19 protein-coding genes are annotated in these 14,903 nt (G+C 37.4%); 1 reads left to right on the top strand and 18 read right to left on the bottom strand.

Translation table 11 applies throughout. The features are described 5' to 3' along the window. Positions 1 to 27 precede the first annotated feature (27 nt). The 5 genes from ACK4HO_RS12260 to ACK4HO_RS12240 form a co-directional block, all read right to left on the bottom strand. Positions 28 to 1,818 (bottom strand): acyl-CoA dehydrogenase family protein, encoded by a 1,791-nt coding sequence (locus ACK4HO_RS12260; protein WP_409666206.1) that lies wholly within the window; start codon positions 1,816 to 1,818, stop codon positions 28 to 30. A 38-nt stretch (positions 1,819 to 1,856) separates the two neighbouring features. Next, positions 1,857 to 2,198, bottom strand: a complete 342-nt coding sequence (locus ACK4HO_RS12255; protein ID WP_409666205.1) for a four helix bundle protein — start codon at positions 2,196 to 2,198, stop codon at positions 1,857 to 1,859. A 21-nt stretch (positions 2,199 to 2,219) separates the two neighbouring features. After that, complete coding sequence (locus tag ACK4HO_RS12250; protein ID WP_409666203.1) at positions 2,220 to 3,401, bottom strand: acetyl-CoA C-acyltransferase; 1,182 nt, start codon at positions 3,399 to 3,401, stop codon at positions 2,220 to 2,222. Positions 3,402 to 3,405: 4 nt separating this feature from the next. Then, a complete protein-coding gene (locus tag ACK4HO_RS12245) occupies positions 3,406 to 5,796 on the bottom strand; it encodes a 3-hydroxyacyl-CoA dehydrogenase NAD-binding domain-containing protein (protein WP_409666201.1) in 2,391 nt (796 codons plus the stop codon). Between the two features lie 100 nt (positions 5,797 to 5,896). After that, complete coding sequence (locus ACK4HO_RS12240) at positions 5,897 to 6,328, bottom strand: MarR family winged helix-turn-helix transcriptional regulator (RefSeq protein ID WP_409666199.1); 432 nt, start codon at positions 6,326 to 6,328, stop codon at positions 5,897 to 5,899. Positions 6,329 to 6,596: 268 nt separating this feature from the next. Between ACK4HO_RS12240 and ACK4HO_RS12235 the strand changes: the two genes are divergently transcribed. After that, a complete protein-coding gene (locus ACK4HO_RS12235; protein WP_409666197.1) occupies positions 6,597 to 8,402 on the top strand; it encodes a serine hydrolase in 1,806 nt (601 codons plus the stop codon). Positions 8,403 to 8,477: 75 nt separating this feature from the next. On the opposite strand, the gene ACK4HO_RS12230 is transcribed toward ACK4HO_RS12235, so the two are convergent. The 13 genes from ACK4HO_RS12230 to ACK4HO_RS12170 form a co-directional block, all read right to left on the bottom strand. After that, positions 8,478 to 8,903 carry a DUF1801 domain-containing protein gene (locus ACK4HO_RS12230; protein WP_409666195.1) on the bottom strand — a complete coding sequence of 142 codons (426 nt, stop codon included), beginning with the start codon at positions 8,901 to 8,903 and terminating at the stop codon, positions 8,478 to 8,480. Positions 8,904 to 8,917: 14 nt separating this feature from the next. Further along, positions 8,918 to 9,535, bottom strand: a complete 618-nt coding sequence (locus ACK4HO_RS12225) for a peptidylprolyl isomerase (protein ID WP_409666193.1) — start codon at positions 9,533 to 9,535, stop codon at positions 8,918 to 8,920. Between the two features lie 313 nt (positions 9,536 to 9,848). Then, positions 9,849 to 10,139 carry a hypothetical protein gene (locus tag ACK4HO_RS12220; protein ID WP_409666192.1) on the bottom strand — a complete coding sequence of 97 codons (291 nt, stop codon included), beginning with the start codon at positions 10,137 to 10,139 and terminating at the stop codon, positions 9,849 to 9,851. A 9-nt stretch (positions 10,140 to 10,148) separates the two neighbouring features. Continuing rightward, positions 10,149 to 10,499 carry a hypothetical protein gene (locus ACK4HO_RS12215; RefSeq protein ID WP_409666190.1) on the bottom strand — a complete coding sequence of 117 codons (351 nt, stop codon included), beginning with the start codon at positions 10,497 to 10,499 and terminating at the stop codon, positions 10,149 to 10,151. A gap of 24 nt (positions 10,500 to 10,523) precedes the next feature. After that, on the bottom strand, positions 10,524 to 10,763 hold the full coding sequence (locus tag ACK4HO_RS12210; protein WP_409666188.1) for a YtxH domain-containing protein: 240 nt from the start codon (positions 10,761 to 10,763) through the stop codon (positions 10,524 to 10,526). Between the two features lie 18 nt (positions 10,764 to 10,781). Beyond that, positions 10,782 to 10,934 carry a lmo0937 family membrane protein gene (locus ACK4HO_RS12205; protein ID WP_409666186.1) on the bottom strand — a complete coding sequence of 51 codons (153 nt, stop codon included), beginning with the start codon at positions 10,932 to 10,934 and terminating at the stop codon, positions 10,782 to 10,784. A 116-nt stretch (positions 10,935 to 11,050) separates the two neighbouring features. Then, a complete protein-coding gene (locus ACK4HO_RS12200; RefSeq protein ID WP_409666184.1) occupies positions 11,051 to 11,476 on the bottom strand; it encodes a low affinity iron permease family protein in 426 nt (141 codons plus the stop codon). Then, positions 11,473 to 11,853, bottom strand: coding sequence for a hypothetical protein (locus ACK4HO_RS12195; protein ID WP_409666182.1), 381 nt, complete (start codon positions 11,851 to 11,853; stop codon positions 11,473 to 11,475). Before ACK4HO_RS12195 ends, ACK4HO_RS12200 begins: the two co-directional genes overlap by 4 nt. Before the next feature lie 14 nt (positions 11,854 to 11,867). After that, positions 11,868 to 12,074 (bottom strand): hypothetical protein, encoded by a 207-nt coding sequence (locus tag ACK4HO_RS12190; protein ID WP_409666181.1) that lies wholly within the window; start codon positions 12,072 to 12,074, stop codon positions 11,868 to 11,870. 266 nt (positions 12,075 to 12,340) lie between these two features. Continuing rightward, positions 12,341 to 13,108: a DUF4382 domain-containing protein gene (locus ACK4HO_RS12185; RefSeq protein WP_409666179.1), complete on the bottom strand. Its 768-nt coding sequence runs from the start codon at positions 13,106 to 13,108 to the stop codon at positions 12,341 to 12,343. A 109-nt stretch (positions 13,109 to 13,217) separates the two neighbouring features. Then, entirely contained in the window at positions 13,218 to 13,991 is a 774-nt protein-coding gene (locus ACK4HO_RS12180) for an MlaD family protein (RefSeq protein WP_409666178.1), read from the bottom strand. A 16-nt stretch (positions 13,992 to 14,007) separates the two neighbouring features. Next, positions 14,008 to 14,745 carry an ABC transporter ATP-binding protein gene (locus ACK4HO_RS12175; RefSeq protein ID WP_409666176.1) on the bottom strand — a complete coding sequence of 246 codons (738 nt, stop codon included), beginning with the start codon at positions 14,743 to 14,745 and terminating at the stop codon, positions 14,008 to 14,010. Positions 14,746 to 14,747: 2 nt separating this feature from the next. Then, a partial coding sequence (locus ACK4HO_RS12170; protein WP_409666208.1) for an ABC transporter permease occupies positions 14,748 to 14,903 on the bottom strand: 156 nt, incomplete at its 5' end.

Raw genomic sequence — 14,903 nt, 5'->3', positions numbered from 1 at the left:
TTTCAAAACAATTAACTTAACTAAAATCTAAAAACAATAACTATTTTCCGCCACTAACTTGGTGGTAATAGTTTCTCTTAATCCAACAATGTTTGGCATGTTGGTATATTTGGTGAAGCGGCGTAATCCCATTAGCATCATGCGTTGTTCATCGCCTTCGGCAAAAGAGATAATGCTTTCTTTTCCTTTTTGGGTTACAACATCTACGGCTTTGTACAAGTATAACTTAGCCATGGCTATTTGTTCGGTTACAGTAGCTTCGCCTTCTTTCTTGGCTAGCTTTTCAGTTCTTAGGATAGTACTTTCAGCGATGTAAATTTCAATTAACATATCGGCCGCTGCCATTAATAACTGTTGGTGTGCGTCTAAGTCCATACCATATTTTTGAACCGCTGCTCCGGCTACCATTAAGAAGGCTTTCTTCAATTTGGCCACCATTTCTTTTTCTTCTGAAAATAATTCCGAATAATCAGGTGTGTCGAATGACGGAATACCCATTAATTCTTCTTGTACTTTCATGGCCGGTCCAAGCAAATCAACATGACCTTTCATGGCTTTTTTGATTAGCATTCCTACTGAAAGCATACGATTGATTTCGTTGGTTCCTTCGTAAATACGGGCAATACGAGCATCACGCCAAGCACTTTCCATTGGCGTATCTTCTGAGAATCCCATGCCGCCATAGATTTGAATTCCTTCATCGGCACAGTTTTGAACGTCTTCTGAAACCGCTACTTTTAGAATCGAACATTCGATAGCAAATTCTTCTACGCCTTTTAATTCGGCTTCTTGGTGTGTGGCACCTTCAGCTTCACGTAATTTGATTCGGTTTTCAATATCTTTCGCAGCACGATAAGTAGCACTTTCTCCGGCATAAGCAGAAGTAGCCATTTCGGCTAATTTATAACGAATCGCTCCAAAACTGGAGATTGGTGTATTGAACTGAATTCTTTCATTAGCATAATTCACCGCATTAGAAGTTACGCGACGTTGCGCATCCAAACAAGCGGCAGCCAATTTGATACGACCTACATTCAAAGCATTCATCGCAATTTTGAAACCTTCTCCACGTCCGGCTAACATGTTTTCAACCGGCACTTTTGTATCGGCAAAGAAAACTTGACGGGTAGAAGAGGCGCGAATGCCGAGTTTGTGTTCTTCTTCATTCATCGTGATTCCGTTGCTTGGGTCATTTTCTACAATGAAACCGGTGATGTTTTTATCGTCTTCAATTCTTGCAAATACAATAAATACCGAGCAGAAACCTGCATTGGATATCCACATTTTTTGTCCGGTGATGTTGTAATGTTTCCCATCTGCAGATAAAACTGCTTTGGTTTTTCCCGAATTGGCATCAGAACCTGCGCCCGGCTCGGTCAAACAATAAGCACCAAACCATTCGCCTGAAGCTAATTTAGGCACATATTTTTGCTTTTGTTCTTCAGTTCCGTATAAAGTAATTGGCATCGTTCCAATTCCTGTGTGTGCACCAAAAGCTGTTGAAAACGAACCTGTAGCGCCCGAAATGTAATCACACACCAAACAAGTGTCTACGAATCCCATTCCCATTCCACCATAAGCTTCAGGAACGGCTACGCTTAGGAAGCCCATTTCTCCGGCTTTGCGCATTACTTCTTCGGTAAAGGCGTAGTCTTTCTTTTCGAAACGGTCTTTGTTGGGCCAAATTTCTTTATCTACGAATTCCTTAACAGAATCGCGCATCATGATTTGTTCTTCTGAGAAATCTTCGGGTGTAAAAACGTTTTCACATTTGGTTTCCTTTACCAAAAACTGCCCACCTCTTGTTATATCTTCCATTTCTTTATTATTTTAAATTTTGAATTATAAATTTTAAATTATTTAGTTTGTGCTGTTTTGATAATCTTAGTTATGATATTGATTATGTGCTCAATTTCAATGAGGTACTCATTTATTTCTATTTTAGTTAATTCTGATTTGTCTAACAACCTCAACCAATATTTTGTTTCTCTTGCTTCTTTATTGGCAATTGAAAGTTTATTGATAAAATCCTTTTTTGATTGAGCCGCTATTGCTTCTTCTACATTTGCTCCGATACTTGTTCCGCTTCTTAGCAATTGTTTGGAAACTATAAATTCATTTTCTTTTAATTGAATAAATAATCTGATAACCATCAGAGAAAAATCGAATGTTTTATTGGCAATCAGATTGTCTTTCATTTAAAATTTAGAATTCAAAATTTATAATACTTCATAAACGCCTGCCGCACCTTGTCCGGTTCCCACACACATGGAGACGATTCCGTACTTGTCACCTCGGCGTTTCATTTCGTCAAATAATTGCACAGATAATTTAGCTCCGGTACAACCTAGCGGATGTCCTAATGCAATTGCGCCACCGTTCACATTAACAATGTCTGGATTGATACCTAATTCGCGTGTAACGGCTAATGCTTGAGAAGCAAAAGCTTCGTTTAATTCGATTAGATTAATATCATTTAAAGTCAGGCCTGCTTGTTTTAAAGCTTTCGGAATGGCTTTTACCGGACCGATTCCCATGATTCTCGGCTCAACACCGGCTGCGGCATAACTCACCATTCTGGCAATAGGAGTGAGGTTTAATTCTTTGACTATCTCTTCGCTCATGATTAAAACAAAAGCAGCGCCGTCACTCATTTGAGAAGAGTTTCCTGCTGTTACACTTCCGCCGGCTGCGAATACCGGTTTTAATCCGGCTAATGCTGCAGTGGAAGTTCCTGCTCTTGGTCCTTCGTCTTTGGTTACGGTATATGATTTTGTTTCTTTCTTACCGTTTTCGTTGATGAAGGTTTGTTCGATGGTAATTGGAACGATTTGTTTGTCGAATTTACCTTCGGCTTGGGCTTGCAAAGCTTTTCTATGCGAATGGAAAGCAAACTCATCTTGGTCTTCACGAGACACGTTGAATTGTTTGGCCACCGCTTCGGCAGTTAAACCCATTCCCCAGTAATAATCCTCATGGCCTTCTGCTGCTACGCTGTAATCCGGAGTTGGTTTGTAACCGCCCATTGGAATAAAACTCATACTTTCGGCACCACCGGCGATGATGCAATCGGCCATACCGCTTTGGATTTTGGAAGTGGCCATCGCAATGGTTTCTACTCCGGAAGCACAATAACGATTCACGGTCACACCCGGAACATCGGTTACTTTTAATCCCATTAACGAAATCAAACGGGCTACGTTTAATCCTTGTTCGGCCTCAGGCATAGCGTTTCCAACCATAACGTCGTCGATTCTTGTTTTATCGAAATCGGGCAGTTCATTCATCATGAATTGTATGGTTTCTGCAGCTAATTCATCGGGACGTTTAAAACGGAAAACTCCTTTTGGGGCTTTTCCCACGGCAGTTCTGTAGGCTTTTACTATATATGCTGTTTTCATATTCTTAATTTCTTAGCGGTTTTCCTTTCGTTAACATAAACTGAATTCTTTCCAATGTTTTTCTTTCGGTACAAAGTGATAAGAATGCTTCTCTTTCTATATCTAATAAGTATTGTTCACTTACTAAAGTTGGTTCGGATAAATCACCTCCAGCCATTACATAAGCTAGTTTATTGGCGATTTTTTGATCGTGTTCCGAAATGTATTTTCCGGCTACCATTTGGTCGGTTCCGACTAAGAACATACCCAAGGCTTGTTTACCCAAAACTTTTACATCAGTTCTTTGGATGGGTTGTGTATAACCGGCTTCAGCCATTAGTAAAGCGTGTTTTTTGGCTTCGGCTATTTGACGGTCTTTGTTTACGACTACGATGTCTTTTCCTTTCTGTAATATGCCCAAATCAAAAGCTTCGTAAGCTGATGTAGCTACTTTTGCCATAGCCACTGTTAGGAAGTATTCTTGCAGGGTGTTTAACTCAACGTCATTTTTGCGGAATAGGTCGGAAGCACGTAAGGTCATTTCTTTAGAACCGCCGCCACCGGGAATTACGCCGACACCAAATTCTACCAAACCAATATAAGTTTCAGCTGCTGCAACCACTTTATCCGCGTGCATGCTCATTTCGCAACCGCCGCCAAGTGTCATGCCGTGTGGTGCAACGATTACCGGAATAGAAGAGTAGCGGCAACGCATCATCGTGTCTTGGAACATTTTGATGGCCATGTTTAACTCATCGTATTCTTGTTCGACTGCCATCATAAAGATCATTCCGATATTGGCACCGACAGAGAAATTAGCTCCTTGATTACCAATCACTAATCCGTTGTATTGTTTTTCGGCTAAGTCGATGGCTTTGTTGATTCCGACTAAAACGTCACCACCGATGGTATTCATTTTTGACTGGAATTCAAGGTTTAAGATACCATCACCTAAATCATGAATTACAGCACCGCTATTGCTCCAAACTTTTTTGCTTTCGCGGATATTGTTTAGAATAATGAAGCTGTCTTGCCCCGGAACTTTGGTTTGTGATTTGGTTTGAATATTGTAATAGTAAGTTGCACCTTCTTTAACGGTGTAGAAACTTGTACTTCCTGAAGCGAACATTTCGTTTACCCAAGCGGCAGGTTGATAGCCTTCGGCTTGCATTAATTCGATTCCTTTGGCTACGCCGATAGCGTCCCATATTTCAAATGGTCCGTTTTCCCAACCGAATCCTGCTTTCATGGCGTCGTCTATTTTGTAGAAGTCGTCTGTGATTTCCGGAACTCTATTGGACACATAAGCAAACATCGCCGAGAAGTTCTTTCTGTAGAATTCGCCTGCTTTGTCTTTGCCTTTTACTAAAACTTTGAATCTGTCAATTGGTTTGTCAATGGTTTTGGTCAATTCTAAAGTACCGAAGGACGCTTTTTTAGCGGCTCTGTATTCTAGTGTATTTAAATCTAATGACAAGATGTCTTTGTCCACTTTTTTATAGAAACCCTGACCGGTTTTGCTACCAAGCCATTTGTTTTCCATCATTTTGTTGATGAAATCAGGCAATTTGAATAGGTCGTGCGCTTCGTCGTTTGGACAACCTTCATATAAACCGTTGGCCACATGAACTAAAGTATCTAAACCAACCACATCAACTGTTCTGAACGTAGCCGACTTTGGGCGACCGATTACCGGACCGGTTAATTTGTCGACTTCTTCAATTGTTAAATCCATTTCTTTGACCAAATGGAATAGGCTTTGAATTCCGAAAATACCAATACGGTTTCCTATAAACGCCGGAGTATCTTTGGCCACGACCGAAGTTTTGCCTAAAAATTTAGAGCCATAGTCAAATAGGAAATCTAATACTTCGCCGGATGTTTTTGGTCCCGGAATGATTTCGAATAATTTTAAATATCTTGCCGGATTGAAGAAATGCGTGCCGCAAAAATGCGCTTGAAAATCATCACTTCTGCCTTCGCTCATAAACTTAATTGGAATACCAGAAGTATTTGAGGTTACTAAAGTTCCCGGTTTGCGGTATTGGTCGATTTGCTCGAAAACCAATTTCTTGATGTCTAAACGCTCAACAACCACTTCGATAATCCAATCGTAGTTGGCAATTTTGGCCATGTCATCTGTGGTGTTCCCAGTTGTAATTCGGGAAGCAAACTTCTGGCTGTAAATAGGTGATGGGTTAGATTTCAAGGCATTCGCCAAATGTTCGTTTACCAAACGGTTGCGAACCACTTTACTCTCAAGCGTCAATCCTTTCTTTTCTTCGGCTTCTGTTAAAGTATTTGGCACAATGTCCAAAAGCAAAACTTCTACACCAATGTTAGCAAAATGGCAAGCAATTCCTGAACCCATGATTCCTGAACCTACTACTGCCACTTTTTTAATTGTTCGTTTCATTTTTTCTTGTTGTAAGTTGTAAGTTATATGTTCTGAGTTGCACTTTCTAAGTTGTGTATTGTTTAAGGACTTACAGCCTACAACTTAGAACCTACAACTATTAAAATATTTTTTTCTCCGAGATCAAATCACCAATCGCATCAGCCACTTCCATGAAGTGCTGTAACTTTTCTTCCGGGATGTTTTGTTTCACCACTTCATTGAACTTTAAAACAGTGATTTTAGATTGTTCTCTCATTTCTTTTCCCAAAGGAGTGAGATAAATAAGAACACCTCGGCCGTCTTCGGGATTTTTCTTTTTGGTGATTAACCCTTTTTCTTCTAACGTTCTTAAAGTTCTGGTTAGGCTTGTGGCTTCCATGCCCATTCTTGAACTGATAAATGTGGATGGAGTTCCGTCTTCTTTATCAATACTCAGTAAGGCAAAACCTATCGCCATTGAGCCTTCAAATTTTGAAGCTTCTTCATTGTACATACGAGCAACTGCTTGCCATGTAGCACGGAGCATATAGTCTATTGTTTTCTCTCTCATACCTAAAAATTTACTATAACGATTTCAAAGATAATAAAAATTATTATGCACGCATACTATTTAGTGTAAAAATATTGTTTTTTTTGTGTAAAAGCATTAGGCTATCGGAATTGTATATAAGTTAATCGGTATGATTGATGCGTTTTTCGGTTGAGCACTGTTTTATCTTCTCTCTCGCTTTTAATAAAAACAGTATCTTTGAAAGTATAAGGTCTTTCTTTAATAAAGTGATGTAACCTAAACTATAACCAAAACAAAATACAAAGGCATGAAAAAACTATTATTATTTCTAGTGGCTATTGGCTTTTCAGCCACCGCGATGGCACAACAAGACAAGCGTCTTAAAGGAATTGATGTTGAGCTTAACAAGATTTTAGAAGCCACTAAAGCTGCCGGATTTGCAGTGGCTATTGTAGAAGGCGATAAAATCATCTATGCCAAAGGATTTGGCTACCGCGATTATGAAAACAAGATTCCCATAGATGGCAATACTTTATTTGCTATAGGCTCTACTTCAAAAGCATTTACTTCAGCCATATTGGGTCAGTTGCGCAAAGAAGATAAATTGTCTTTTGATGACAGTCCGAGAAAATATATTCCTGAGTTGAAATTCTTTAAAGACAATATGAACAATAATATCATCATTAAAGACCTGATGTGTCACCGCACCGGAATGTCGCGTCATGATGCTTCATGGTATTTTTTTCCATCAGCTTCTAAAGACAGTTTGGTACAACGCTTAGCCCACCAAGAACCTTTTGCTGGTGTAAGAGAAAAATGGTTGTACAACAATTTTATGTTTTTAACCCAAGGGGTAATAGCCGAACGCATTACCGGTAAGAGCTGGGAGGATAATATTAAAGAGCGTTTTTTTATACCATTAGGCATGACCCGATCTAACACCTCAATCGGAGAAATGAAGACGGCTACTAATGCGGCTATTGGTTATGACTTAAAGAAAGAAACCATCATTAGTAAAATGGACTACTACGATATTTCAGGTATGAGTCCGGCAGGAAGTATCAACAGTAGTGTGAACGATTTATCCAATTGGTTGATTACTTGGCTCAACAAAGGAAAATTTAAAGGACAAGAAATTATCCCTGAAAATTATATTGAAGAAGCCATGAGTTCTCAAATGGTTGTTGGAGCCGCATTACCTAATGATAAAAATCCTGATATTCATTTTGGTAATTATGGTTACGGATGGTCATTGAAATCTTATAAAGGGCATTACCGAGTAAGTCACGGTGGTAATATTGATGGTTTTTCGGCTGATGTTACTTTTTTTCCGAGTGATAAAATAGGGATAGTGGTTTTGGCTAACCAAAATGGTTCAGCTGTTCCGGGGTTGGTTAGAAATACTATATCTGATTATATGTTAAAAGTTAATAAAACCGATTTTATTAAACTATTTATTGAAGATATGGCTAAAGCCAAAAAGACAGAAAGCGAAGCCAAGAAAAAAACTGCTGCCGAAAGAATAACCAATACAAAACCTTCCCACATTTTACAGGATTATACCGGTAAGTACTCAAATCCGGGTTACAGTGAATTTGCGATTACCAATCAAAATGATTCGTTATTTGTAAAGTTCAAAATAAAAAAGCTCTATTTAAGACATGTTCATTATGATGTTTTTGAACCTTTTGAAGTAACCAAAACCGGCATTGATACTACTGATAGCGATGGTGAGATGCGTTTTAATTTTACCACCAATGAAAGTGGTGAGATTGCTTCAGTAAAAATAAAATTGGATGATTTGTTGGGACCAATCGAATTTAAGCGCAAACCCAACACCATTAAAGTTGATAAAGAAGTCTTGGCCAAGTATGTGGGCGAGTATGAATTAGCCGGTATGGCTACCAAAGTATACCTTAAAAATGAAAACAAACTGTACTTGTTTGTACCGGGACAACCTGAATACGAATTATTACCCACCGATAAACACAAGTTTTCTATCAAAAACCTCGAAGGGTTTAAAATAGAGTTTGTAGAAGAAGCCGATAACGCCATTAACAGTGTTATTTTTGTACAACCCAATGGGAAGTTTACCGCGAAGAGAAAAGGATAAGTAGAAAGTAGGGAGTATAGAGAACAGCGTTTTAATTAACTGTTATTCTTTATACTCTTTTTACTCCCAATTTTTTTATTTTTGTTTTAGCGAAGTGGCTATCATTCCCTCGAGTACTTTGAGGTCAACGTCTTCGAGTTTGTTGATATACAAGCAACCCACGCCTGTTTTATGCTTACCCAGTTTTTCGAGTGCCGCTGCCTGTTCTTTTATGGCTACACTTATGTACAAAGACAAGTTGGCTTTGCGGGGTGAAAAACCTATAAGAAGCCAATCGACTTCTCTGCCGGTGGTTGGACTTTTGTAGCGCTTGTTGCCAAACCCAATGATGGAGTTACTCCACAACACGGGTTCTTCTCCGGTGGCGGTTTTCATCATTTCTAAAAGCACAAAACTGTCCTTGCGCTTTTGTTCATCTGGAACGGCATTGATAAAATCGGTTACGCTGGCCGCTGTTGGTTTGGTTTTGATTTCAACAAGTTTTGATTTTTTTTCTGCCATGTCTTAGGGTTGTTTTAGTCTATTAGGTAGGCTTTTCTAATTAAATCCAATTTAGGATACGTTTGGTAAAAAAGGTCGCGGTTCAAATACAAATTAGGATTGGCCATTGGTTCTTCACCATAGCCCGAGTATAAATCATCAACTATATTCATCCCTTTGTTGATTTTACCTAGAGGTGTAAATCCTTTTACGCCTTCAAAGACCAAGGTGTCAAGAACGGTATTGTCTTCCAAATTTATGAAAATTTCTAAATCGCGCGAGTCTTTTCCGCTGCGGGCAAAACTTATAGTACCGCGGGTGTTGGAGTGTTGTGCGGCTTCATCGGGTACCGTAACCGATTTCCATTGTTTCATTTGCAGAGCATCAGTATTGCCAAATTGGGCTACAAAACCCGGTACTACTCTGTAAAATATAGCGTTGTCATAATAGCCGTGTTTAAGGAGTTGGTATAATCTGTCGGCTGCTTGAGGCGACCAGTTTCTGTTGATTACCATTTCAAAGTCGCCTTTAGTAGTTTCAAACCTGGCTTTGAAAATTTTGGGTGCTTGCTCTTTGGTCCATTGGGTTGTAAATGCTTCTTTTTTGCAGCCGGCTAAAAGTATTGATAGTAATAAGAAGAGTATTATTCGCATGGATAATAACTATAATGGTATAGGCGTAAAGTTATTATAAAAATTTGAGTTTTTGTGCTGTAAAAACAAAGAGGGTATGGAATATAGGAATCGATTTTTCGATAAATAAAAAACTCCTCAGTAATGGGGAGTTTTAGTTTTTTTGATGGTAGGGCGAAACTGTGTAAAGATTACCATATTCAATAATGCCCCTGATGGTGAGATAAGACAGCAAGTATAGAACACTGTATATGAGTAGCAGCAGGGTTTGTTCTTCTTTGGGTGTACTTAATTTGGTTTGGTTATTTTTAGCAATTTTTACCATGACCTTTGTTTATTTTATGAAATTTTGCAACCAATTTCCAAGCCATCTTTTGATGGGTTCTTGAAAACGGCTTAAGATATTGTTTTTAAATAAAAGTTGAGAGGTCAAACTGACTGCAGTATCTACCAAATCAAATTTCGTTTCGGATGTATCTGCACTGCCAAAAAAAGAAGCCAACGGGTTTAAATGGTGTATGGCGCTGTGAACTTCTGATTTGAGTTGGCGTAACTCTATAGCTTGTTTTAACTTTAGGTGTATAATGTGTTCTTTCAAGAGTTCGGTTTCTGTAATGGTTTTCATGTGTAACTTTTAGTGGTTTTGTTTTAGCATACTCTTAATCACCATATTGTTCATATTTGTTTTAATCCAAGCTTTTCTGAAAAGGAAAATTGTTATTCCCAATATGACGTAAAATAAGCCAACAATGAAGTAGCCATAATAAGTATTGTTCATCATGTCACCAAACCATAAAGCAAAGCCAATGGAAAAAAACAAGGAAACCAATGCAACTACAATAGACAGGATAAATCTAACCGCTAACGATGATGATAGTGTAGCAATTTCATAAATGGCTTTATGTTTATAAAGTTCAAATGATGTTTTGCTATACTGTTCTACGTTTTCAAATAGACTTTCTAGTGTCGTGGTCTTGGTTTCCATAAATTATTTGAGTTGGGCTTATATTTATTTTGGTTGGTGGTCTGTTGCAAATTCTTTGGCTTGTTCTACAACGCTACCATACTTGGTAGACGCATTATGGTACATGTCTTCAAATTTGTTTTTAAGATCCTTGGTATAGTTGTTTCCTTTTTTCATGATTCTTTTTCTGGTTTTAGATCCTTTAGCCGGTGCAAATAAAATTCCGGCTAATGCGCCTATAGCTATACCACCCATGACGCCTAATACTACTTTGTTTGTGTTCATATTTTTTTATTTTTAAGTTTATAATCGTCTTCCTTGTATAACTCTTAGGATTATCGCTATTATAGCAATCACCAATAGTATGTGGATGATATTTCCGGCACTGTAGGCAAAATAACCTATTGCCCAAAGAATAAGTAGCACAACGGCTATAGTGTAAAGTAAATTGTTCATAATGTTTTAGTTTTTAATTGTTTATTGGATATAGTATAAAGGTAAGTTGTTATAAATCAAATGACTTACAGAATTTATAGTATGAGTTGTATTATTCACACTTCTGCAGTTGCAATCTATTTGTTTGAAGAATCAGCATCAGGATTAATCAACTGTTCTTTTATTTTTTCATCAACAATTTCCTCTTGATCTAAATACTCCTTGGATAGTTTTATGATTTCGTGTTCTGTTTTGGCACTGTCATCCATTACCGCATTGTTGGCGGTTTCATGTGATGATATCAATTCATTCATTTTTAAATGGACTAAGGCCGAATACCGGTTAGATGATTTTTGAATAATAAACAAACAGAGAAAAGTGGTTCCAAAAATGAAATCGCCTATGTTATCATGTAAGTTGTTGGTTGTGAATAAAGTGGTTGTCCACCAAAACATAACTAAAAGTAGCGCGAAGAGAAAAGTAATGGAGTTTCCTAATACTTTGGTGGCTACAAAAGTTAATTTTTCAAAGTATCGCTCAATGTTAATATATAAATTCTTCATAGTTTGCCCAATAAAAAATAGTCGGAAACAAAATTGTTTTGCTCATTAAAAGTCATAGTGTCGGTTTGCTTTATTGTAATGTTTATTTTATAGAAACGGTTATCATAAGCCATTAAATCAAAAAGCTTATAGGTTGTGTTAGATTTTCCAAACAACAGTACTTCATTGTAGTATAGTATGTATTCGCTAAGCTTATTAAAAAAGTGGTTTTGCAAATAGGCTTCTTGGTATTCTATTTGGTTAAGATTTCGCTCTTTGGGATGTTTTTCGTCAAAGAAGTCAAAGTAAGTGAGGTCCGACTTAGTTTTTAAAATATCAATCGTAAACTCAATTAAACGGGCAGAGGATTGTTCCATGTAAATACCGAGCTTTTTCATGATATTTAATTTTTTTAGGAATGATGAGGAATGTATTCTTTGAGCATAGACTCTAGCGACTTATAATATTCAAATAGTATTTTATTAGTCATTTCGGGTGTGGCAACATCAGGAATAGTTACCGTCATTTCATTCAAATATTTTGACAATTCGGGATAATCAACTCTGATGGTCATGGTGATTTTAAGTATGTCTGCATTTAATTCTTTTTCAATTTCCATGATAAATTTTTTTAAGTATTTTAAAAAAAGCACCAAAAACTTTGGTGCTTTTCACTGCTGTTGTTTTGAGGCAAACAGGCTTTAGTTGAGTAAATTGTTCTGAAAAATGAAAAGAGATCGTCACAATGATAGTCCTATAACTAACTCCAAATAAAACCACTTTGCAATAGTAGATTCTTGAGGACAATATTTCTTGCGAATGATTGTTGAAGCGTCACTAAAAAGGTCAACCTCTTTTCAAAATTCAAGAACAAAAATTATTTTTATTAAAATGCAATAACACCAACATTGGTATTAACTCCAGCCGTAACTACTACATCTGCTTGTGTTACAGGAAGCAATGGAGATACTGGTGTTATGGTTATTGTATAGGTTCCCGGTGGCAAACCTGTTACTCTAAAGTTACCTTCAGCATCCACATTACTGGTATACACAAATAGGGTAGAAGTTGAAGTAGCGGTTACCATAGCCAAACTGCCAACCGGTGTAATGCTTCCGATTATATTACCGGATATAGCAGTCAATACAGGTCTAAGTACCGGTTTTAGTTTAAATGTTCCGTTTCCGGTTTCAATGATTGAGGCATTGGCATCAAAATCTAATAAGATACTGTTGTCAATATCGGCATACAAAGTTTGGTTTACCTGTAATTTTAAGCCCGATTGCTCTGCACTCGGCGTACTCAACGGATAGGTTACACCATCTAACACCACAGTATTATTGGTACCTAATATCAATCGGATTTGACTAACTCGAGAATCGCTCAAAGTACTTGTAGCAATTAATGTGTCAGCGCCATTAGTAAAGTCTAAAAGATTGTAAATTCCCGCGTTGGTGTTAAGCAATACCAATTCTCCGTTGCTTCCTTTTACTTCAACAGCCTGTATGTCTACATTAACTTCACTGAATGGTCCCGGTGCATCTGTCATTCTAACTTTGTAGGCATAACTGTCCGAGTTTGAACTGTCGCTACTACAAGAGTTTAATGTGATTGCAATCACCATAAATGCCATTGTTAAAATTGTCTTTTTCATTTTTTAAGTATTTAGTTAATATGTAGATTAATTATAATACAAATTTCAACGTTTATGCCTAATAATGCGTTATATAATATTTTGATAATGTTTCATAATTTTCATTTGGCTACTTTTTCTTTTCCGAAAGTTTCTGCGCTTCAAGCTCTTTCTTCTTTTTTTCTTCCAATTCTTTTTTCTTTTTCTCTTCTAATTCTTCTTTCTTTTTGGCTTCAGCTTTTTTCTTTTTGTTGAAATAACCTTTTAGTAGAAAATTATGTTTGGCTGCTTCCATATTTTCGTTTAAACCTTTAGAGGCATTTTGCATGTTAACCAAAGTAGCATCAAGCGATTTCCCCATTTTATCATCGTTTACCAATTTAGACAACATGCTGTTTTCATTGTTCATTTTTGAAGTGAATTCCGCCAACTCATAGGTGATAACCTGAGCATTGTCAACACTCACTTTGACACTTTGCATAATGTCTTCCATTTCTATGGCTTTGGTTGAAGCAATGGCGGCATTGTTTTTCACAATCACTTTCGATGCTGTTCCGGGTGAAATGGTTAGTACTTTATCGCCCATTAATCCATCGGAACCAATACTTGCCATGGCATCTGTTTTGATAAACTTGTGTACTTCTTCTTTGATTACTACCATAACTACTACCGAAGTGTCTGAGACAAACTCAATAGCTTTTACAGAACCGATATTGATCCCCGAAAATCGAACATTGTTACCGACTTTCAAACCGCTAACATTGCTGAAATGTGATTTTAATTCAAAGGTTTCTCCAAATAAATTTTTGTTTTTCCCAATTAAATAAATGGCTACCATTAAGAGAACACCTCCAATGATAATAAACATTCCCAGTTTCCAAACATATCCTGATTTATTTGTCATAATTGTTGTTTTTAAATTATATAAAAAATGATTTTACCCACGGATCTTTGCTTTGTTCTAACTCGGCATAAGTACCTTCGGCATTGATTACACCGTCTTTTAGAATCATAATTCGGTCGCCTGTTAATTTGGCGCAAGCCATATCATGGGTAATGATAAGCGAAGTAGTTTTGAATTTCTTTTGTACTGAAACCATTAATTCGCTGATTTCTCTGGCTGTAATTGTATCTAATCCCGAAGTAGGTTCGTCATATAAAATGATTTCCGGTTTGATGATTAATGTGCGTGCCATACCTATCCGTTTTCGCATACCGCCGGAAAGTGCCGAGGGCATTTTATCTATAGCCTCGAGTAAACCAACATTGTCTAATGCTTCGGTTATTCGGGTTTCTATCTCTTCGCTGCTTATGGTCTTATCGTGGTGTTTTAGGGTAAAGGTTAGGTTTTGTCTCACTGACATCGAGTCGTATAAAGCGCCATTCTGAAACATAAAACCTATACGGGTTCTGATTTCATTTAACTCGTTGCTTTTTAGCTGTGTAATGTCGGTTCCAAAGACTTTTATTTCCCCTTGGTCTGCTTTTTCCAATCCGACTAAGCATTTGATGGTAACCGATTTTCCGGTACCTGAACGGCCTAATATGACTACATCTTCACTTTTATTAACGGCAATGTTGACACCACTGAGTACATGGTTGTCTCCAAAGGTTTTGTGAAGATTGTTGATTTCTATGATAGGTTGTTTACTTTCCATTTTTAACTAAATAAATCGGTTATTTGAACAGCTAACATGTCTATTAGAAATATCGAAAGTGATGCACTTACTACCGCTGAATTAGCCGCAACACCAACACTGGCAGTACCACTGGAAGCATTGAAACCTTTATAACAGCCTATCAAACCGATAAAAAA

The organism is Flavobacterium sp., assembly GCF_046296355.1.
GTDB lineage: Bacteria > Bacteroidota > Bacteroidia > Flavobacteriales > Flavobacteriaceae > Flavobacterium.
This window is presented reverse-complemented; position numbering and strand designations above follow the sequence as displayed.